This window comes from Neptuniibacter sp. QD37_11, assembly GCF_047778105.1.
In the GTDB taxonomy this organism is placed as follows: domain Bacteria; phylum Pseudomonadota; class Gammaproteobacteria; order Pseudomonadales; family Balneatricaceae; genus Neptuniibacter.
Genome location: NZ_CP180554.1, coordinates 521,848 through 538,161, shown reverse-complemented (window position 1 = coordinate 538,161; position 16,314 = coordinate 521,848). Strand labels below are relative to the sequence as shown.

The window sequence follows — 16,314 nt, the reverse complement described above, 5'->3', positions numbered from 1 at the left end:
GCGGCTTATTAATATGGTGGTTGATCTTGTAGGTTAATTTCTGTTCCATTCAACCAGTTAGGGTGGAGGTGAAAAAGGATCTGCATCTCAAATACGTACAGATAATCCCGTTCTTTCATAACCGTATCGAAGTATCCAGAATCAGGCCCAAACTCACTTAGGACTCGTTTAAACGAATCTCGCTTATCTTCTGGAATGTAAATTTTTGTGATATCAAATTGCCTGATATGATTATGTACGACATGGTCATTCACCATAATCCTCACACTTTGAGTTTTTAGGAAGGCAATCTTCCATGCACAAACCCCCGCGACCAGCAGAGAAGTAAAGATTAAGGTGCCCAGTACGGGCCAACTCAACGTAGGTAGGAAACCGTACTCTGTATTTAACGAACCTTGTGTGAGTGCGCATAACCCAGCAATAGCGAACATAAGTACGCCGGTGGCGGAGAGGTCCCTTATTCGGGCATATACGTGATGTAAGTGTTTACACAAGGCTAGTGCTTCGCTTAACTTAAGCCCTTGGTTGGCGTACTGGTGAGGTGTTTTTTTAATTTCCATTACGATTCAACTTTTAGTGGACCAGAGATCTTTTCCACTTCTCCACCGACGGAGGTCATTCGCATTACGGGCACCAGCTGATCACTGCCATCGCAACAGATTTTCTCCCAGCTAATCTCAACTGCACCGATGGACTCCGGCGAAAACCCTAACGCCGCCACGGTCTGGGCAAGGGATTCCATGCGCTGGACACTGGCAGGCTTTGTGTCGTCGTCTCCGCTATTCACAGCATGGGCTAAATTTGCAACGGCATTTATCGCCCCGATCATCTGCTCCGCTTCGCGTTCTTTGCGACTTTTAAACATTTATGCGCCCATCCAAGTTGGTGGAGGCACTACGCCTTTAAGAACATCATCATCAGAAGCCTGCTCTAGTGCAGCGATCTGTTGATTACGAACCTGATCTGCCACCAGCATTGTGAATACTTCATAAGGCAACTCTACCGGTGTGAAGCTATCGTCTGAAGGTTTGGTGATCGTCACCACACTCTCAGCATCTAAAGAACTGTCGTGATGCGCAACTAGGCCATCAACCAGTTTCGTAGTGTGTGCCATATTTAAACCTCCAAATTAGTCAAGCGAACAGTGATAGGTGAGCTAAAAGAACTCGCGATGCGATTGCCGTAATGTGTTTTGCACATTCCAATAATCTGATTCCAATAATGATCAGGCATATCGCACTGATGCGAGCCTTCACCACTCAAATCAGGTGAGACCAGAACAAGCACGTCGCTGTATTCATCGACATCTTTACACTTTTGATGCCATGTCATGACATTAGTCTCAGGGTTATTCAGCCATGCAACGAAGTCCTCTTGTTCAAACCACTCAGGCACATTGCTTACTAGGCCTAATGAGTGATCAGGCTTAATCAGAAGATAAAGTAGACTAGGATTGGTGTTCATCAACCATTGGCGCAACGCCAATTCATCCATCTTTAATGTTAATTCGGTCGCAGTAGCGAAGCGCGCCATAAACTCTTGAACTGGTGCAAACAAACTTTCTTTCATGCGTCCAACCATGCTGTATGGCAGGGTCTTACGATAAGTAAGATCCAAAAAGGACTCAAGCAAAGCGTCCTCTTGAATAAACATAGTTTCAAAAAAATCTACCGCATCAAATGGGAATAGGAAGGTGTGATCACCATTTTTAGCGGTCAGCTCTGCAGGGATAATAGAATCAGTCATGGGAAATCCTCTCTCATTTCTTGGATATTATTATAATGAAAACACCAAAATAGTCAAGAGGGTGGATATAGATGGGTAGTCCACATTGCAAATGACTTAGAGTCTCCAGCGACTTATTTGAAGAATAGAGCGGCAGGGAGGTCGGCACTTCGCTCAATCATCAGGGGATATAGGAGTTGCTTACTTAGATGCACTTTAAATGCGCAACCTTTTAATATAATATAACAATAATAATAACAACAATATGGTTACATCACATGAAAAAACTACTTATGGCAACTTTGATTGCTATCACCCCTTTTTCTGCGCACGCGGATTTCGTCTATAGTGTGCCGTTTGGCATAGATTTTCATTTGGATATATCTGGGTCAGGGGGAACACCTCCACCTCCGCCAGCACCAGTAGGGCTCCATAGTATAGATTGCGGTCAGCAGCATTGCTTAGGCATCAAGGATGGTGAGGTATGGGGTGCCGGTGACAATGGGTACCTGCAATTTGGTTATGTGAGTGGTGATCATTCTGAGTGGACTAACCTAGGTATTGAAGCTGACTCTGTCTACGCCGGGTACCGCTCTAGTATGGCGATTAAAGACGGTCAGCTATTCGTGACCGGTGATAATCCTTATGGTCATTTGGGTGTTAGTATACACCCTGTAAGTTCATGGCATGATACCGGGTTGACTGGCGTTACAGATGTGGCCGCAGGTAGGTATCATTCGGTTATCGTGAAGGACGGCACAGTATGGTCGGCGGGCCGAAACAATTATTACCAGCTGGGACTGGGTGATAATAACTCGCGTAATTCATTTCAGGATACAGGCCTGCAAGCTTCCAAGGTAACGGTAACTCGTTTTTCTAGCCATGCAATAAGTAATGGTGTAGTCCACTCTGTCGGCTATAATAGCAATGGTCAATTAGGGTTGGGCGATCTTGTAGCGCGACACACTTGGGCTTCTGCAGGCTTTCAAGCTGACGACATTGAAGGGGCGCGAAACTTCTATTCAGTCTACGCAATCAAGGACGGTAACTTGTGGGTAGTGGGTCGAAATGATTTCGGACAATTAGGCATTGGGAATAATGATGAGAAGACCTCATGGTTTAATGCAAATATTCCTGTAGAGGATATAGAATCAGGGTATCGACACGCAGTGCTTATTAGTGGCGGAGAGGTTTACACCACAGGTGATAGCGCCTTTGGTCAGCTTGGTAGGAGTGGCGAGCATAGAGCTTGGACTGCCACGGGAGAGCAAGCCAGCGAGGTCGCGTCGAGTGATTATACGACCATTCTAGGGAATGGAGAGACTGGCAAATCAGTAGGGGATAACTCTTCTGGCGAGGGTGGTGTGGGCCATGTTAGCAATCTAAGTTCTTGGACTGAATGGGCGTCATTTGATGCAGCACCAGATTCATAAGACTATGCTCCTAATGAAGCCCTAAATACTTAAGTATTTAGGGCGTTTTCTTAGGCTTTACTCAGAAGCGGATGCCCACTCACCATCACTCAAATAATGGATATTGTTTTCCGTGAACTGTGTGACATAGTCACCGTAGGCAATCACAACCTGTAAGGGGTCAGTTGGATGCGGGAGCATAACCCATGTGCCGCAGAAGCCCGGACATCCATTCATATAATGGAAGGTGCGGGCATACTGACTGGCGTAGTGAAGACGACCTGAGCCCGGTTCAAACCACGCTTGACCGTCAGCGGGGTTGTCCATCATTAAGTCCGTCAGCTTTGCTGCCAATAAGGATGCGTTCTCAGCATCCTTAACACCCGACTCACTCAGCTCAAGCGTATGGATACTGTTTCGGTTGGCAATGCGATCAGTGATCTCCTTGATCAGATCTTCTGCATAGGCCTCACGCAGCTCATTAATGCGTGCGACAGGAGTGTCGTCATAATTCACCGCATCACAAAAGCTGTGCATACGATGCACTGGGCCATCTTGTGCCTCTACGTTGAACTCAGGCATCTGAATGTATTCAGGTGAACCGTCCCAGACTATTACCAAACGCTCACCAGAGACTAAAACGTCGACCATGCGAACCACGTCGGCAGGTGTAGGGTAAAAATCGCGGTCTTCAAGACCCGGGTCGGTCTCCCATAGCATAAGGTAGGCGTTGATTAGCTGATCCATCATTACTGGTGACATCCTGAAGCCCTCTCAAATATTTAGATTATAAATTATAATGAAAATAATCATACTTGCAAGAGAAATGAGGGAATAATGCATCCTAACCTTAGCTTGGAATCTTCACACCCACCTGTAGGCAGGGCTTTTCACGCCAAAGCGCAGGCTAAGCTTTATGTCGTCAAACAAACCAAATTAAAAGCGCCACCGAAGCGGGTACAGTCAACATGAATAGTGCGAAAAATATAATGAAGGCGAAGGAGAAATAATCCGAACATTCCCAGTTTAGAAAGTCGGCTTTTATTTGAGTAAAGTTTGATCGTATGGCCGCAGGGGACAAGTCATTACGAAAGATTCCCAGCAATAGAATCAATACACTTAGTGAAAACAATAAAAGTATGCTAGCCACAACATGGGCATAGATTGGAAGATCGTTCATAAAACACCAAATTCAGGATTAGAAATAGGCCTCATGTATAACTGAGGCCTAAAGTGGGGATTAGCCTTTGATATTGATAATTGGCTTCACGTGAGTCACTACGTCTACCAGATGACTCTGCAAATGCATTACATCAAAGATGGATTTGTAGACAGCTGGGGACTCATCTCGGGTCTTTGTGGTGACGCGCGCGGTAATCCCCTCCATAGTTTTCTCAAAATCCCCCATAGATATCTGCTCTTTTGCTTCTGAGCGCGACAGAACGCGTCCAGCACCATGCGAGCTGGACCATAACGAATCGGCATTCCCTTTACCACGAACAATGAAGCTGCCATCACGCATATTGCCCGGTATTACGCCCATCATGCCATCTTCTGCATGTGTAGCTCCTTTACGATGAATCCATAGCCCATCTCGTTCTACAGCGTGATTATGATTGCGGTTAATTAGGTAATCCCAATCCGCCTTACCGTGGCAAACCGTAGCCATAGAGGCTACGATATCTTTCATCATGGCTTTGCGGTTCTCTAGTGCAAAGTCTAGGCCCCAGTTCAGGTCGTTGATGTAGTCCTGACCGACATTAGAATCCACATGGAATCCATGATGACCTTCCAACGGCTGATCGGAATTTGCAGCTAACTTCATGTACTCGGTTGCTAGACCGTGGCCTACTCCACGTGAGCCAGAATGGATTATGACCCAGACTTGGCCGGTATCGGAGGCACCAATCTCTATAAAGTGATTGCCACCACCCAGCGTTCCTAATGACAGCGCCCCTTTGCGTGACTTATAGATACCCTGACCTAGTCGAGTCAAATCACTTACGTTCTTATCAAGTGGCAGGGCAGTACCACGAAGGCTGTTCCCAATAGGCACGCGACGGCATACCTCATCAAAAATAACGCGGCTATTCTCTCGAATATCATCAGCATCAAATGAGGTTGGCAGTGCACACATTCCACATCCAATGTCATAGCCAACCCAAGCTGGAACAACAATATCTCGGGTTGCAATAACAGCACCAATTGGCAGGGAATAGCCACTATGTGCATCTGGCATCAGCGCACCACTGATCACAAACTCTTGCTTTAGTGCATCATGAAACTGATTTAGTGCACGTGGCTCAAGAACTTCTGCGTAAATATGATGTGGCTTAGCCATAATCCTCTCCAAATGGATCGAGTTATTTAAAAACAAGGCAATTATTATAAGAAATATAAAAACAAGGAGCAAGTTGTTAATTAATAAAGAGCCCCGTCTAATTCGGGGCTGATTCTAGCCTAAGGCTGATTATGCTGTTGCCAGCTCCATAAGCCTTTGCTCTTGATTGTTGATCTTATGGAGCGCTTCTTCGACAGTTTTAAAACGATCGCGAAGCTCCAGATTGTTTTGTTGCTGGCTTTCGAGCTTGTGTATGATATTTAGCATCAGCTCACGAGAATCTTTATCCTCGGTTTTAGCTACCTTCTTAAGAAGGCTGATAAGGTCTTCTGGACTTACGCCGCTATGCGCGCCGATATCGGCACTCGCACGGACAAAGTCTATCAAAAATCCGTGACCTTGAATTCGGTGTTGATCGATAGGAGTTGAGTTGGCTTTGTTGGTCATACTATGTCCTTAATACCCGGAGTGGTAAGAATGTATTCTAATGCTTCTTTGTCCCTTACAATTTCACACTGGAAGAACCATTCAATAAACTCAGAATCCAGTGTGGCAGGAAATCGCTTGTTTTTCATAGGGCTACTAATGATCCCTAGATTTATTGCTTCCTCTACAGAGCGCCTTAAATCTGGATGCAAATCAACAGAATCGCTCTGAGCGCTGCGAGTTAGAGGTAGCACAACACCATTAATCACGTATCGCTCTATGTAATCGTCAGGCCCTCTAAAATACCGAACATGACCTGTGGAATCAGGGTCATAATTACTAGCGATAAGCCACCCTTCGGACCATTCAGGAGACTCTCGTTCCTGCCAAAACTCATCAGGCTTCTGGAAAGAGCCATCGGAGAACTCAAAGCCGGTATTCATGAATCGAATACTTACCCCCTCTCCAAGAAGAGGGTGCGTAATCCATTGGTTGCGCAATGTCACCCAAAGGGCGTCATCTTTATTAAGTGGCATTTCATTACCTTAATTTAGTGCAAGCCGAACTGGGCTAAGTTCGACCTGCTGAAGAAAAGGATTACTCAGCGGGAGTGGAACTCTGATCCATGCACTCAAGTAACTGCGGGAAAACACGAGCTGCTAACTGAGCGGTGGCGTAGCTGTAACTATTGCTCAGTTCCTTTATGGCTTCTGCAAAAGGCTCAATGATTTCCGAAGGGTCTTTGTCATCAAAGTCCTTCGCAAGTTGATCCGCCAACATAGCTACATCTGCAGTAGAGTTGTTGGAAATCAGATTAACAATACGGTGGTAAGCGAATGCTGACATGATCTGTTCCTCTCTCATTTGGATAATGTATATTATAATGAGATTAAATAAAACTGCAACCCTATTTAATATTATATAGCTAGATTTCCAATCGCTGAAGTTAAAAAGCCCCGGTCATCCGGGGCTTAAAAGCAAAGTAAGCAAAACCTCTAGCAATGGAAGTTATGCGATGTTAATAAACCAGTTGCCATGACTTCTATAAGCGGCAGAAAACTGCTCATCTTTTGAAAACAGCTGTGTTGCACGATGGCGTGCAGAAGCCTCATCGACCTCACTAGTCTGATACTCTGCTAGCAACTCACCTGTTTCGCGGCTTACGATCTGGCAAATTGGTGCTTTTTGAATATTCATAATGGTCCCCAATTAATCCTTTGTACTCGCTGGTGGGGGATTTACAATCTTCTCATCCTCACTGCCAGCTTCCTCTTTTTCCTTAAGGTAATATGTTGCATACAGCAACCCGTACGCTATACCGGTAAAGAACCAACCTAGAGAAAACATAATCCCTACCTGAGCAATAATCAGGGCCGGTATAAATGGGTTGTTGACCACTCCATCCTTTGCGTCTTGCTCCTGCTTCTTTGACTTAGAAAGGATAGCCACCAGCAATGCGAGTGCTAACACCAGTATCACTCCATACGACAGATTGCTAATCGGCTCACTACTAGTTAGTACGGCAGTCGCCAGCAGTGCTGTAATACTAGGATGAATAACAATCGGTGCGTACTTCTTTAATTCCATAATAATCTCTCTTCCCGCTAAACGGTGATTTTCATGCAGCCCAACAGGTTTCGACAATAATCATAAAAAAGCAGGGCGCTAAGCTACCATATACTCAATGAAATTCATTATAATGATAAGTATTACTATAGCAAGTATTATTTAACAATAAGGCACCGGTGATCTTTTTGATCAATAAAGATAAAGCGCGCAGGGGAGATCTCGATAATTGTCCCTGCATTCAATCCGTGACTGATGACATGCATCGCATGGTTGAAGCCGATCTGGTTAACTCGTTGCACATTAGAGGCTGTAAAGAAGGGTTTGTCGCCGTCTTTCATGAAGCCTCGCATCACCGCTAGTTTCTTTGGGTACAGAGCCACCCAATCAGCATGAGAGGGCACTATGAATCACCTTTCATATATTCATGCTCTTTCAAAAATAGCTCGCCAAGGGCCGTGAGCTGCTTGGTTTCAGAGGTTTTAGCATCTTTCAGAAGTCCAGCATCCACCACCATGTGATAGGCAGTATGTCCAGACCAAAAGCCATTTAGCTGATCCGTTAGCGTTTTAACAAGTTGTTTGCGCTTTAGAGTGGTACTGTTATTGATGGGCTCACCGAAGTTCGTACCTTGAAAAAGTTGTTCGATAAAGTCATCGGTAAACGGACTTGATTGCTTTGATGAAAAATCTATGGCTAAGACTCTTTCCCGGCGCGCAGCCTTTTCGGCATGGGTCACACCCCATTGCGTTGAGAAAAGATGGTCACATTTGGGGCAGCACTGATGATGTGCTTTGCGTCCACGGCCAAAACGGGTACGTACATTCATAAATATTAATTGCTATAGTAATTAAGTTATCTCTATTAGATGATAAATTATTGAAAACCGCAACTTACTTTTATAACAGCTAAGGGCAAGGCTTATTCCCATGGCGGGCGCTGAATTACAACCAAAGATGTCTGGATGCCAGTGCCGGATTCGCGGAACATACCTGCAGGAATATCTTCTTCGTGAATCAGATACCCGCACTCAGCCCATTCGCGGAACTCTTTGGCGAGACCGTCGGATGCAGTCTTCCAGTTGCGGGACATGATCGCAACAATCATTCCAGATTTTTTCAAGAACTTATACATGTGATCGACATGTATAACATCCTGATTTTTACTAAAAGGAGGATTGGCTAGAATTAGATTATAGCGATCTTCCTCATTCTCCGGAGGTGACATTGCCATAAAATCACTGCCTATGACGTTGTAGCCCTTGCCTTCCAGAAGACTCTGAAACTCGGGTTCCATCTCGCAGACATCTAAGGTCATTGAATCTTGATAGCTCACCTGTGATGCAAAGTCCTTCCAGTAGTCACATAAGTGACCTTGACCTGCTTCTGGCTCCAGTACGCGCATGCCGTGGGTGGGGTAAACCCACTCTTCCATACGCTCAAAAACAGCCTTAGGAGTGTGAAAGAATTGAGTCCGCTTTTTAAAACTACGCTCTAGCTGGATTGACTCACCAGCCTGAATGCGTTTTAGCAAGTCAGAAGGGTCTGAATCAAACAGAAAGGCTTGAGAAGAGCTATTCCAATCACCGCCAATACCCTGAATAGCGCGCTTAACCTGCGGGAACACAGTCGCATCAATTTGATAGCTTGGCAGCTTTACGGATTTACCGGATACAATGCACTCATTTAAATGCTCTGCAATATTTGCTGGCAATACAGAAGACATGGCCTAACCTCTCTCAAAACTTAATATTAATTATAATGATAATATAACAAAAAGCAAGATAGAGGCTAAGATTTCACCGCTTATTACAAATGGGAAATTTAACTGATGATAGTTACGCCTACCTTCTTTGTGAGCTGTTTCTCAACCCATTCGACTGCATGAGGCACACAATCATGACCATGATCAGGGCAAGGCGGGATTGCATTAAGCACTTTCAGTAGGCTCTGCTCGCGAACCTCCATATGATTAATCATGGTTACAACCTCACTAAGCGCTAGGCTATTTCCCCTATCATCTGTGACCATGCCTTCTTCATTTATATGCCAGTGCGTTTGGGCAGTGGTCATGTGTACAATTGCTTCGGGGGCATTATTCCGGAGCCATAATCGTAGTTTTTTGCTATCTATCTGCAGTGACACTTCGCAGGCTTCTTCGCGACGTTCTGCGGCATCAACCAGTTCCATAACTGGGCGAAGGGTAGTATTACCGAGTTTCTCAAGCATAAACCGCGGCAACATGTTTTCGCGATTAGCAGGATAGAGCGAACGAGGGAGCTTTTCCGGTTGGTCTTCCAGTATGGCTTTAAAGTACTCGACAGCATCGAAGTTGTAGGTGACACTATTGCTAAGGGACTCGCCATTAATCCTTGCAGGAATAATAAAATTTTTTCGCATAATAAGTACTCTCTCTTAATACTAAATTTGGCCTGAACCTAGCTCAGTGAACCACAATGGAAGCTTTAGGTGCACCGGGGTGGTTGCCGCGCTTAAAGTCTTCGATCTGCTCTTTTGAGAGCGGCTCGCCAATGTGAAGCGTGATCGGTGTAACGGATACAATATGTTTAAAGCGCGCAAGCTCAGAAAGGCTCTTAATATCCGTTATTTTGGGCATCCACTGGTTAGCGTGTTTGCCTTCCCCTAGGACCTTGTGACGAACTCGATAGATCTGCTGCTTATTAGTCATAACTACCCCTCAATTTCAGGCAATTTGGGATAAATATTAATGTGCAGAGAGCCTTCTCCGACTACAACGTCTGTTTTGCCTAGCAGGTCTAAGTGGATAAGATATTCGACAGGCTCATTCCTGTCTGCAAACTCATCAACGGCCTCAGCCATTTTAGATGGGTAGCAATGCTCCATCTGTGTGCCCCATCTCAGTATGGGTACACCTTTCTGGGCAAATAATACAATGACGTCCGTAGACATGAATCACTCCAACAAATAAGAATAAATTATAATGAAAATTCAGGATTAAACAACCAGTACTTTCGTGCACTTTTGGAGAAAGCTCTTGGCAAGGCTTTATTTTTTAATTTCTATTAGTATAATGAAAAACAATTAGATAGAAAGCAACTGGAGAGATTATGCTAGAAAGCTCACAAATCTTTGGCCGCCAGAGCAGTCGGAGTGATGAACTTAATGCCCGTGCCTATAACTTTGTTGTCGGCTTGGTCATTCTTTATGGATTTATCGTTAACTGGGCGATGGTGTCCTTTATTCCCGTAGAATCTATTCAGGCGATGAATGTCTGGGTATTGCTGATCGGTTATTTCGTATCCTGTATTGCGGGTATCATGATTTTCACCAAGTCGGACAACGCGCTCGTCAGCTTTGGTGGTTACAATCTTGTGGTGGTCCCCTTTGGTTTATTGCTAAATCTTTTTGTAGCGCCTTATTCGCCCGATCTGGTGTTGCAGGCCGTAATCTTAACGGGTGCCTTTACAGCAATCATGATGGCTTTGGGAACGATGTATCCCGCCTTCTTTGATCGACTAGGGCCGTTGCTTTTTGTGTCCTTACTGGCGATGATTGTTGTTGAGCTGGTCATGATTTTTGTGTTGGGAGAGGCTTCAGAATGGACCGACTGGGTCGTAGCGGCAATCTTCTGTGGCTATATTGCGTATGACTGGCAGAAGGCGAATCGCATCCCGAAAACGCTGGATAATGCAGTGGATAGTGCAGCAGCGCTCTACATGGACATCGTCAACCTGTTTGTTCGTATCTTGTCGATCCTCGGCAATAGTAGCGGAAGTGGTGACGGTGGCTTTGGTGATGATTGATCATTAACCTCTACCACTAAAAAGCCCCGTCAATACGGGGCTTTTTTATTGCTTTAAGTAATTGATGTGTTAGTCATCGTCAGAACAAACGTGTTCTTCACCTTCAACAATAAACCCCCAGCATTTGCGGCATTCACCAACAATACGTTTGGCTGGTGCGCGAAGCATTGCAGCCTGTTCTTTTAGTATGTCAACCAAGTCTTCAATGCTATCCACTTTGGGTCCACTAAAGTGACATTCCATAGTTTTGCTACTGAAGCGATAACGCGTGTTTGGATTCATCTTATCCATCACGACTATAGGGTGGTCATCCGGCAGCTTATCAACCTCCAGTTCTTCACTGGGAATAGTGGATGCGTCAAGAATTTCAATACCGCCTTTTTCTAATATTGCTACTAGATCCATGACCACAAGCGCCAAGTCTTCTTTGGTCTCTGATATTGGTGCTTTTAGTAAGACTGCGTAACCGCTGCCTTGCAGGATGTATTGCTGCTTTGCTTCAGAAGCCTCCATGATTATTTTCTCCTCATTATTAATGGATGCTTAGGTATCAGACAATACTATAACGAAAAAAAATAAATAACTATTCTCTATTGGGGTGTGGGTGTCAATTATGAGAGGGACTTGATATTCGGTTGATTTAAGCAGATAATAATTTAAATCATAATAAAAAACAAAAGGCATACGTAATGCTTAAGTCACTCGTAACAGGTATGCTGATTGCATCCCTGTCTTTATCAGCCGCAGCTGATTTTGAATATAGAACCCCTATGGGTATGAATTTCGCATTTTCAGAGGATGCTTCTTCGCCTCCTAGTGATGCAACCAGCTTATCGTGTGGCCACTATCACTGTGTTGCAATCAGTGGGGGAACCGTTTGGTCAATTGGCCGAAATACTCATGGGCAGTTGGGTGTAGGTGATCTGGAAGCCCGTTCCTCTTGGACAGACACAGGTTTGTCAGCTACGTCTGTCGTAGCGGGTCTGTATCAGTCATATGCTCTATCTGGTAGTCAGTTATGGGCCACTGGTATGAACGACCGTGGTGGTTTGGGCTTGGGACATAATCACTTAGTTACTGGTTTTACGAATACTAATATTTCCCTCTCTCAGATGAATGAGAATACTGTCTCAGGTGGAAATAGCTTCACTTATTTAATTCAGGATGACGGTAATGTTTGGGTTACTGGTCGTAACGGGGAAGGGTGTTTGGGTCTAGGTGGGGGTGGAGATCGTTATAACTTCACTAACACTAATATTCAGGCCGTTCGCGTGGCAGCGGGCGGTAGTCATGGTTATCTAATGCAATCAGACGGGAGCGTCTGGGCAGCCGGTAATAACTGGAGAGGCCAGACCGGGTTACTGGGTAGTATTGGTGGCACTGTACCTACGTGGGCTGATACGGGTATTGATGCGACCGATATTGCTGCTAGCTGGGATACAGGTTATGCCATCTCAAACGGTTCCCTTTTGGCGGTAGGTAGGGGTAATAAAGGTCAAACCTTGGCTTGGGCTGACTATGGGAATTGGACAGATACAGGATTTTCAGCTGATAACGTAGTTGCGAATGGGCAAAGTGTTTATACACTTAAGGGTGGAACAATCTGGTCCGCTGGTTGGAATAATTACGGGCAATTGGGTCGAAGTGGTAGTGTGCAGTTTATGACCGACACTGGGCAGGCAGGGGATGAGATCATTGCGGGCTCACTCATGGTTTTTAGTAAAACTGCATCAGGGGTTAAGTTGGCGGGGGATGGTTCTGAAATGGGAGATTCGCCGTCTTCTGTTTTCCGTGATTTTTTGTTGCCTTAAGCAAGTATTTTAATAAATAAAATAATAATGGATTTAATTATGTTAAAGCGTATTTCTACTGCTCTTATTTTGAGTGCAATATCAGCCTCTGTTTCTGCAGGCTGGGTTTATCGTGTGCCTTTGGGCATGGAATTTGATATCAGTCAGGCAGCAGCTGAAGCGCCGGGGGATATGACTGGTATTTCTTGTTACCTCTATCACTGCTATGGTTTGCGTGACGGGGAGATCTGGTCAGTGGGTCGAAATCACCGTAGTCAGTTAGGTCGTGAAGGCACAACCGATCAGCATACATGGGGCAATACCGGAGTGGTGGCTGATAAGGTTATTGCTGGTTACGACCATGGTTACGCTCTCAAGGACGGTGTTATTTTAGTTGTGGGTGCTAATGATGATGGTCAGCATGGTATGGGGGATACCGTCCAGCGGAGTCAGTGGACCTCTTCGGGTCAATCCGCCGATGATCTTGTAGCGGGTGGTTATCATGCTTATATCTTGCGAAGCGGATCTGTATGGTCTGCAGGCCATAACGGTTTTGGTCAATTAGCTCGGACAGGTGATACAACTGTCTGGGTAGATACAGGCTTTGATGCTACGGAGCTGGCTGCTGGCATTTACCATGGCTATGCGTTATCAGGCGGCACGGTTTGGGGTGTTGGTTACAATGGTTACGGACACTTTGGGATTGGAAGTGTCTCGAACTCTGTGTCAGCTTGGACTAATAGCGGTGTTTCAGCCTCTAAGATCGCTTCTGGCACCTACCATGGTTACTTAATTAAAGACGGCAAGATATGGAGTGCGGGCCGAAATGATGTAGGCCAGTTAGGTTTAAATGACAAAAACGATCGAACGGTCTGGACGGACACGGGCGTTGCTGCATCGGAAGTTTATGGTGGGGCGATACATGGTTACGCGCTCAGCGGGGGTAATCTGTTGTCGGTTGGCTATAACGCCTATGGGCAATTAGCTCGTGAAGGTCAGAGTGATCAGCAGACATGGGGTGATACAGGATACGATGTCACTGAAGTGTATCCGGGTACGCATGGTGCGTATTTCCGCATCAATGACAAACTTAATGCTATCGGATATAACGAGTTTGGTCAGTTAGGTGCGGGTGATGTTAGTCACAAGCTTGAAATGACTGAGATCAGCCCATAGATGCGTTGACTGCGACATTACAGAGGGAAGAAGAACGGCGGTCTTTCCTAGGTATGCCTGAGTAAGTTTTCACACTTCAGTTTTAAATTCAGGTGCTAGACACGGCCCGGTGAAAAACTCCGGGCTTTATTTTGCCGACTAGTTCTAGGTTAAGGCTGCCAAGTCATTGACATATAGGCCAGATGAGCCATGAATCCATAGCTAGTATATAGTGTGACCTTGCGCATCTAATATTCCTTTCCCGGTTCTGGTGTTATTTCCTCAGCAATGACCGTAATGCGGTAATGCTTACCCGCTTTTAGAAATACGCCAGAGTAGTTATCTTGTCGGTGATCCATGTTGGAGACGGTAAGTCCATCAGTCCAGATCGCTGTTTCGCCGGACCCGTCATCACATTTAGCCTGTTAGCGAGCGATAGCTTCAAAGGTGTGTTCCATTTTCTCTGTCATTAGATCTGCCCTCATATTGCCTTATTGCGGTGTCTTTTGAGCAAGAGTCTTAAGGTCACCTACCGTCATTTTAATGAACGCCCGGAATTCTGGCAATTCTACACCGGGCAGGCCCGTTGGTTGATTCTCCCAATGACCAAGAGATAAGACGAAGTCATCCGGCTTATCTCCATATTCATTTAAAATAGTGTGTAGGTACTCATTCCACTCCATAATGCTCAGCCTTTAGATTCAGTGTAGCCAGTTCTACCAGCACTTCCATCGCGCTATTCATGGTTCGCCAACCTTCATGATTTGCTTGTTAAGTGATATGAGGGCTAACAGGATTGCGATGAAGATTATTCCTGAAAAAACAACTCCGCCAATGATCAACGGGCCAACAAATCCCCAGATTTTTTCTGCGATTAGGGTTAAAGCTTCAATCCCCGATGCTTGAAAAGCGGGAGAGATTATAAATACCGCTGTTGCGACAAGTATCGTGATGAGTTTCAGTGTTGCTATGAATTTGTCATGGTTCATTAGGCGCTCTATTCTTTGTTAGGTTGCTTAGAACTTAATCCACTGCATTCTGTTCGGCCTGAAGGTTCAGTGTGGCTAATTCTACTAGCTCTTCCATTGCTTCATGCACAGTCCACCAGCCTTCAGGATCTACCGAATAGGGCGTTAGGGGGAAGCGAGTTACTTGAAAGGCAAATGCCTCAGGGTAACCAGCGAGCGCGATCATGTCGTTGATTTGTTTGCCACTAAACTTAGCGGCTTCGGTCTGGCAGTGGTATTCACAATAGCCAATCAGGGCATCTGCATCTTCAAAATTGGGCGCTGTTAATCTGTACTCGCTAGGCTTTACGGCTTTGGGCTTGCACTGGCCACAGCAATTGCCGTTACTGATGCAACGTTGCTCTGTTGCAAGGGGTGAAATAGGTGTACTGCACATATCATTCTACTCGTGGTGTATTATTGTTTTGCTGTGCGATGTCTTGCACAGGGGTATTACTATCAAAGACATGAACAATAACTTCATTCATAGTCTCGATCCAAACATGGGCTCCGCAGGGCAGAGGATTATCAGGTCGATAGACTACTTTAGCGGTAGGTTCGCCGTGCTCATCTAAAAGGATAGCTTCATGGGCATAACGATTTTCTTTGTAGTCTTTGCAGGTTAGGACAGGTTCAACTGAGCCGGTTTTCCGGTTGCGCTTAATCACGTGTTGATTTACATGAATAATGGTTTTCTTTGGCATGCCTGAACCTCTCAATCAATACAGGGCGCAGAAGGTCAGGCGGGAGCCTAATGAGCGTTAGGTAAATTACCCGACCCTCTGCTTTGACCATAAGGCCAGTACTGACAATTATAATGATAATAATCATCAGGACAAGTAATTACTGTTAAATTATTTACGCATAATTCAGCCCTCATGGTGGATTGTAAGGATATTATTTGTGCAGCTCTTATTGAGCTAAAATAGAGCCTATTATTATATCTAAATTAAGTAAAAAAGCAAGAAAACATACACTGCAAGGCGTTGAGAAATAGAATTATAAGGCAAATAAAGCACGACTTGCTTATTTTTTAAACGTTTTTTAATTCTTGCTACTTGTACAATAAGTCTTTAGGATTATTTTATAAAAATAATAAATATGAGGC

26 protein-coding genes are annotated in these 16,314 nt (G+C 45.0%); 4 read left to right on the top strand and 22 right to left on the bottom strand.

The window, feature by feature from the left end; genetic code table 11:
• Positions 1 to 8: 8 nt before the first annotated feature.
• Genes ACMXYT_RS20745 through ACMXYT_RS20730 form a run of 4 tightly spaced genes read right to left on the bottom strand, consistent with a single transcriptional unit; the run spans position 9 to position 1,746 of the window.
• Positions 9 to 560 (bottom strand): hypothetical protein, encoded by a 552-nt coding sequence (locus tag ACMXYT_RS20745; RefSeq protein ID WP_415912304.1) that lies wholly within the window; start codon positions 558 to 560, stop codon positions 9 to 11.
• Positions 560 to 865, bottom strand: a complete 306-nt coding sequence (locus ACMXYT_RS20740) for a hypothetical protein (RefSeq protein ID WP_415912303.1) — start codon at positions 863 to 865, stop codon at positions 560 to 562. Before ACMXYT_RS20740 ends, ACMXYT_RS20745 begins: the two co-directional genes overlap by 1 nt.
• A complete protein-coding gene (locus ACMXYT_RS20735; RefSeq protein ID WP_415912302.1) occupies positions 866 to 1,114 on the bottom strand; it encodes a hypothetical protein in 249 nt (82 codons plus the stop codon).
• 2 nt (positions 1,115 to 1,116) lie between these two features.
• The gene (locus ACMXYT_RS20730) at positions 1,117 to 1,746 is read right to left on the bottom strand and encodes a hypothetical protein (RefSeq protein WP_415912301.1); all 630 of its coding nucleotides are present in this window, start codon (positions 1,744 to 1,746) and stop codon (positions 1,117 to 1,119) included.
• A gap of 257 nt (positions 1,747 to 2,003) precedes the next feature.
• Here ACMXYT_RS20730 and ACMXYT_RS20725 point away from each other — a divergent pair, with 257 nt between their 5' ends.
• Positions 2,004 to 3,158, top strand: a complete 1,155-nt coding sequence (locus tag ACMXYT_RS20725) for an RCC1 domain-containing protein (RefSeq protein WP_415912300.1) — start codon at positions 2,004 to 2,006, stop codon at positions 3,156 to 3,158.
• 57 nt (positions 3,159 to 3,215) lie between these two features.
• Here ACMXYT_RS20725 and ACMXYT_RS20720 read toward each other — a convergent pair whose 3' ends face one another.
• The 13 genes from ACMXYT_RS20720 to ACMXYT_RS20660 all read right to left on the bottom strand — a co-directional run bounded on the left by ACMXYT_RS20720 (position 3,216) and on the right by ACMXYT_RS20660 (position 10,400).
• The gene (locus ACMXYT_RS20720; protein ID WP_415912299.1) at positions 3,216 to 3,899 is read right to left on the bottom strand and encodes a hypothetical protein; all 684 of its coding nucleotides are present in this window, start codon (positions 3,897 to 3,899) and stop codon (positions 3,216 to 3,218) included.
• 478 nt (positions 3,900 to 4,377) lie between these two features.
• Positions 4,378 to 5,478 (bottom strand): RtcB family protein, encoded by a 1,101-nt coding sequence (locus tag ACMXYT_RS20715; protein ID WP_415912298.1) that lies wholly within the window; start codon positions 5,476 to 5,478, stop codon positions 4,378 to 4,380.
• 129 nt (positions 5,479 to 5,607) lie between these two features.
• Positions 5,608 to 5,925 (bottom strand): hypothetical protein, encoded by a 318-nt coding sequence (locus ACMXYT_RS20710; protein ID WP_415912297.1) that lies wholly within the window; start codon positions 5,923 to 5,925, stop codon positions 5,608 to 5,610.
• Entirely contained in the window at positions 5,922 to 6,440 is a 519-nt protein-coding gene (locus ACMXYT_RS20705) for a hypothetical protein (protein ID WP_415912296.1), read from the bottom strand. Before ACMXYT_RS20705 ends, ACMXYT_RS20710 begins: the two co-directional genes overlap by 4 nt.
• Positions 6,441 to 6,501: 61 nt before the next feature.
• Positions 6,502 to 6,750: a hypothetical protein gene (locus tag ACMXYT_RS20700; RefSeq protein WP_415912295.1), complete on the bottom strand. Its 249-nt coding sequence runs from the start codon at positions 6,748 to 6,750 to the stop codon at positions 6,502 to 6,504.
• 162 nt (positions 6,751 to 6,912) lie between these two features.
• Positions 6,913 to 7,101, bottom strand: coding sequence for a hypothetical protein (locus tag ACMXYT_RS20695; RefSeq protein ID WP_415912294.1), 189 nt, complete (start codon positions 7,099 to 7,101; stop codon positions 6,913 to 6,915).
• 12 nt (positions 7,102 to 7,113) lie between these two features.
• Positions 7,114 to 7,491 carry a hypothetical protein gene (locus ACMXYT_RS20690; protein ID WP_415912293.1) on the bottom strand — a complete coding sequence of 126 codons (378 nt, stop codon included), beginning with the start codon at positions 7,489 to 7,491 and terminating at the stop codon, positions 7,114 to 7,116.
• Positions 7,492 to 7,628: 137 nt separating this feature from the next.
• Positions 7,629 to 7,874, bottom strand: coding sequence for a hypothetical protein (locus tag ACMXYT_RS20685; RefSeq protein WP_415912292.1), 246 nt, complete (start codon positions 7,872 to 7,874; stop codon positions 7,629 to 7,631).
• Positions 7,874 to 8,299: a hypothetical protein gene (locus ACMXYT_RS20680; RefSeq protein WP_415912291.1), complete on the bottom strand. Its 426-nt coding sequence runs from the start codon at positions 8,297 to 8,299 to the stop codon at positions 7,874 to 7,876. The genes ACMXYT_RS20685 and ACMXYT_RS20680 overlap by 1 nt, the downstream gene beginning before the upstream one ends.
• A 92-nt stretch (positions 8,300 to 8,391) precedes the next feature.
• Positions 8,392 to 9,195, bottom strand: a complete 804-nt coding sequence (locus ACMXYT_RS20675) for a hypothetical protein (RefSeq protein ID WP_415912290.1) — start codon at positions 9,193 to 9,195, stop codon at positions 8,392 to 8,394.
• A gap of 98 nt (positions 9,196 to 9,293) precedes the next feature.
• Positions 9,294 to 9,869 carry a hypothetical protein gene (locus ACMXYT_RS20670; protein WP_415912289.1) on the bottom strand — a complete coding sequence of 192 codons (576 nt, stop codon included), beginning with the start codon at positions 9,867 to 9,869 and terminating at the stop codon, positions 9,294 to 9,296.
• Between the two features lie 43 nt (positions 9,870 to 9,912).
• Positions 9,913 to 10,158, bottom strand: coding sequence for a hypothetical protein (locus ACMXYT_RS20665; protein WP_415912288.1), 246 nt, complete (start codon positions 10,156 to 10,158; stop codon positions 9,913 to 9,915).
• Positions 10,159 to 10,160: 2 nt separating this feature from the next.
• Complete coding sequence (locus ACMXYT_RS20660; protein WP_415912287.1) at positions 10,161 to 10,400, bottom strand: hypothetical protein; 240 nt, start codon at positions 10,398 to 10,400, stop codon at positions 10,161 to 10,163.
• 158 nt (positions 10,401 to 10,558) lie between these two features.
• Between ACMXYT_RS20660 and ACMXYT_RS20655 the strand changes: the two genes are divergently transcribed.
• Positions 10,559 to 11,254 (top strand): Bax inhibitor-1 family protein, encoded by a 696-nt coding sequence (locus ACMXYT_RS20655; RefSeq protein WP_415912286.1) that lies wholly within the window; start codon positions 10,559 to 10,561, stop codon positions 11,252 to 11,254.
• A 69-nt stretch (positions 11,255 to 11,323) separates the two neighbouring features.
• Here ACMXYT_RS20655 and ACMXYT_RS20650 read toward each other — a convergent pair whose 3' ends face one another.
• Positions 11,324 to 11,767 carry a hypothetical protein gene (locus ACMXYT_RS20650; protein WP_415912285.1) on the bottom strand — a complete coding sequence of 148 codons (444 nt, stop codon included), beginning with the start codon at positions 11,765 to 11,767 and terminating at the stop codon, positions 11,324 to 11,326.
• 176 nt (positions 11,768 to 11,943) lie between these two features.
• Here ACMXYT_RS20650 and ACMXYT_RS20645 point away from each other — a divergent pair, with 176 nt between their 5' ends.
• Positions 11,944 to 13,065 carry an RCC1 domain-containing protein gene (locus ACMXYT_RS20645; protein WP_415912284.1) on the top strand — a complete coding sequence of 374 codons (1,122 nt, stop codon included), beginning with the start codon at positions 11,944 to 11,946 and terminating at the stop codon, positions 13,063 to 13,065.
• A 39-nt stretch (positions 13,066 to 13,104) separates the two neighbouring features.
• Entirely contained in the window at positions 13,105 to 14,220 is a 1,116-nt protein-coding gene (locus ACMXYT_RS20640) for an RCC1 domain-containing protein (protein ID WP_415912283.1), read from the top strand.
• A 470-nt stretch (positions 14,221 to 14,690) separates the two neighbouring features.
• Here ACMXYT_RS20640 and ACMXYT_RS20635 read toward each other — a convergent pair whose 3' ends face one another.
• Genes ACMXYT_RS20635 through ACMXYT_RS20620 form a run of 4 tightly spaced genes read right to left on the bottom strand, consistent with a single transcriptional unit; the run spans position 14,691 to position 15,910 of the window.
• Positions 14,691 to 14,882, bottom strand: a complete 192-nt coding sequence (locus tag ACMXYT_RS20635) for a hypothetical protein (RefSeq protein WP_415912282.1) — start codon at positions 14,880 to 14,882, stop codon at positions 14,691 to 14,693.
• A gap of 57 nt (positions 14,883 to 14,939) precedes the next feature.
• On the bottom strand, positions 14,940 to 15,188 hold the full coding sequence (locus tag ACMXYT_RS20630) for a hypothetical protein (protein ID WP_415912281.1): 249 nt from the start codon (positions 15,186 to 15,188) through the stop codon (positions 14,940 to 14,942).
• Between the two features lie 34 nt (positions 15,189 to 15,222).
• Complete coding sequence (locus ACMXYT_RS20625; protein WP_415912280.1) at positions 15,223 to 15,603, bottom strand: hypothetical protein; 381 nt, start codon at positions 15,601 to 15,603, stop codon at positions 15,223 to 15,225.
• 1 nt (position 15,604) lies between these two features.
• Positions 15,605 to 15,910: a hypothetical protein gene (locus ACMXYT_RS20620; RefSeq protein ID WP_415912279.1), complete on the bottom strand. Its 306-nt coding sequence runs from the start codon at positions 15,908 to 15,910 to the stop codon at positions 15,605 to 15,607.
• Between the last annotated feature and the right edge of the window lie 404 nt (positions 15,911 to 16,314).

Coding starts and splice junctions, on each gene's coding strand:
- ACMXYT_RS20745 (WP_415912304.1), bottom strand. CDS start 560: ATGGAAATTAAAAAAACACCTCACCAGTACGCCAACCAAGGGCTTAAG.
- ACMXYT_RS20740 (WP_415912303.1), bottom strand. CDS start 865: ATGTTTAAAAGTCGCAAAGAACGCGAAGCGGAGCAGATGATCGGGGCG.
- ACMXYT_RS20735 (WP_415912302.1), bottom strand. CDS start 1,114: ATGGCACACACTACGAAACTGGTTGATGGCCTAGTTGCGCATCACGAC.
- ACMXYT_RS20730 (WP_415912301.1), bottom strand. CDS start 1,746: ATGACTGATTCTATTATCCCTGCAGAGCTGACCGCTAAAAATGGTGAT.
- ACMXYT_RS20725 (WP_415912300.1), top strand. CDS start 2,004: ATGAAAAAACTACTTATGGCAACTTTGATTGCTATCACCCCTTTTTCT.
- ACMXYT_RS20720 (WP_415912299.1), bottom strand. CDS start 3,899: ATGTCACCAGTAATGATGGATCAGCTAATCAACGCCTACCTTATGCTA.
- ACMXYT_RS20715 (WP_415912298.1), bottom strand. CDS start 5,478: ATGGCTAAGCCACATCATATTTACGCAGAAGTTCTTGAGCCACGTGCA.
- ACMXYT_RS20710 (WP_415912297.1), bottom strand. CDS start 5,925: ATGACCAACAAAGCCAACTCAACTCCTATCGATCAACACCGAATTCAA.
- ACMXYT_RS20705 (WP_415912296.1), bottom strand. CDS start 6,440: ATGCCACTTAATAAAGATGACGCCCTTTGGGTGACATTGCGCAACCAA.
- ACMXYT_RS20700 (WP_415912295.1), bottom strand. CDS start 6,750: ATGTCAGCATTCGCTTACCACCGTATTGTTAATCTGATTTCCAACAAC.
- ACMXYT_RS20695 (WP_415912294.1), bottom strand. CDS start 7,101: ATGAATATTCAAAAAGCACCAATTTGCCAGATCGTAAGCCGCGAAACA.
- ACMXYT_RS20690 (WP_415912293.1), bottom strand. CDS start 7,491: ATGGAATTAAAGAAGTACGCACCGATTGTTATTCATCCTAGTATTACA.
- ACMXYT_RS20680 (WP_415912291.1), bottom strand. CDS start 8,299: ATGAATGTACGTACCCGTTTTGGCCGTGGACGCAAAGCACATCATCAG.
- ACMXYT_RS20675 (WP_415912290.1), bottom strand. CDS start 9,195: ATGTCTTCTGTATTGCCAGCAAATATTGCAGAGCATTTAAATGAGTGC.
- ACMXYT_RS20670 (WP_415912289.1), bottom strand. CDS start 9,869: ATGCGAAAAAATTTTATTATTCCTGCAAGGATTAATGGCGAGTCCCTT.
- ACMXYT_RS20665 (WP_415912288.1), bottom strand. CDS start 10,158: ATGACTAATAAGCAGCAGATCTATCGAGTTCGTCACAAGGTCCTAGGG.
- ACMXYT_RS20660 (WP_415912287.1), bottom strand. CDS start 10,400: ATGTCTACGGACGTCATTGTATTATTTGCCCAGAAAGGTGTACCCATA.
- ACMXYT_RS20655 (WP_415912286.1), top strand. CDS start 10,559: ATGCTAGAAAGCTCACAAATCTTTGGCCGCCAGAGCAGTCGGAGTGAT.
- ACMXYT_RS20650 (WP_415912285.1), bottom strand. CDS start 11,767: ATGGAGGCTTCTGAAGCAAAGCAGCAATACATCCTGCAAGGCAGCGGT.
- ACMXYT_RS20645 (WP_415912284.1), top strand. CDS start 11,944: ATGCTTAAGTCACTCGTAACAGGTATGCTGATTGCATCCCTGTCTTTA.
- ACMXYT_RS20640 (WP_415912283.1), top strand. CDS start 13,105: ATGTTAAAGCGTATTTCTACTGCTCTTATTTTGAGTGCAATATCAGCC.
- ACMXYT_RS20635 (WP_415912282.1), bottom strand. CDS start 14,882: ATGGAGTGGAATGAGTACCTACACACTATTTTAAATGAATATGGAGAT.
- ACMXYT_RS20630 (WP_415912281.1), bottom strand. CDS start 15,188: ATGAACCATGACAAATTCATAGCAACACTGAAACTCATCACGATACTT.
- ACMXYT_RS20625 (WP_415912280.1), bottom strand. CDS start 15,603: ATGTGCAGTACACCTATTTCACCCCTTGCAACAGAGCAACGTTGCATC.
- ACMXYT_RS20620 (WP_415912279.1), bottom strand. CDS start 15,910: ATGCCAAAGAAAACCATTATTCATGTAAATCAACACGTGATTAAGCGC.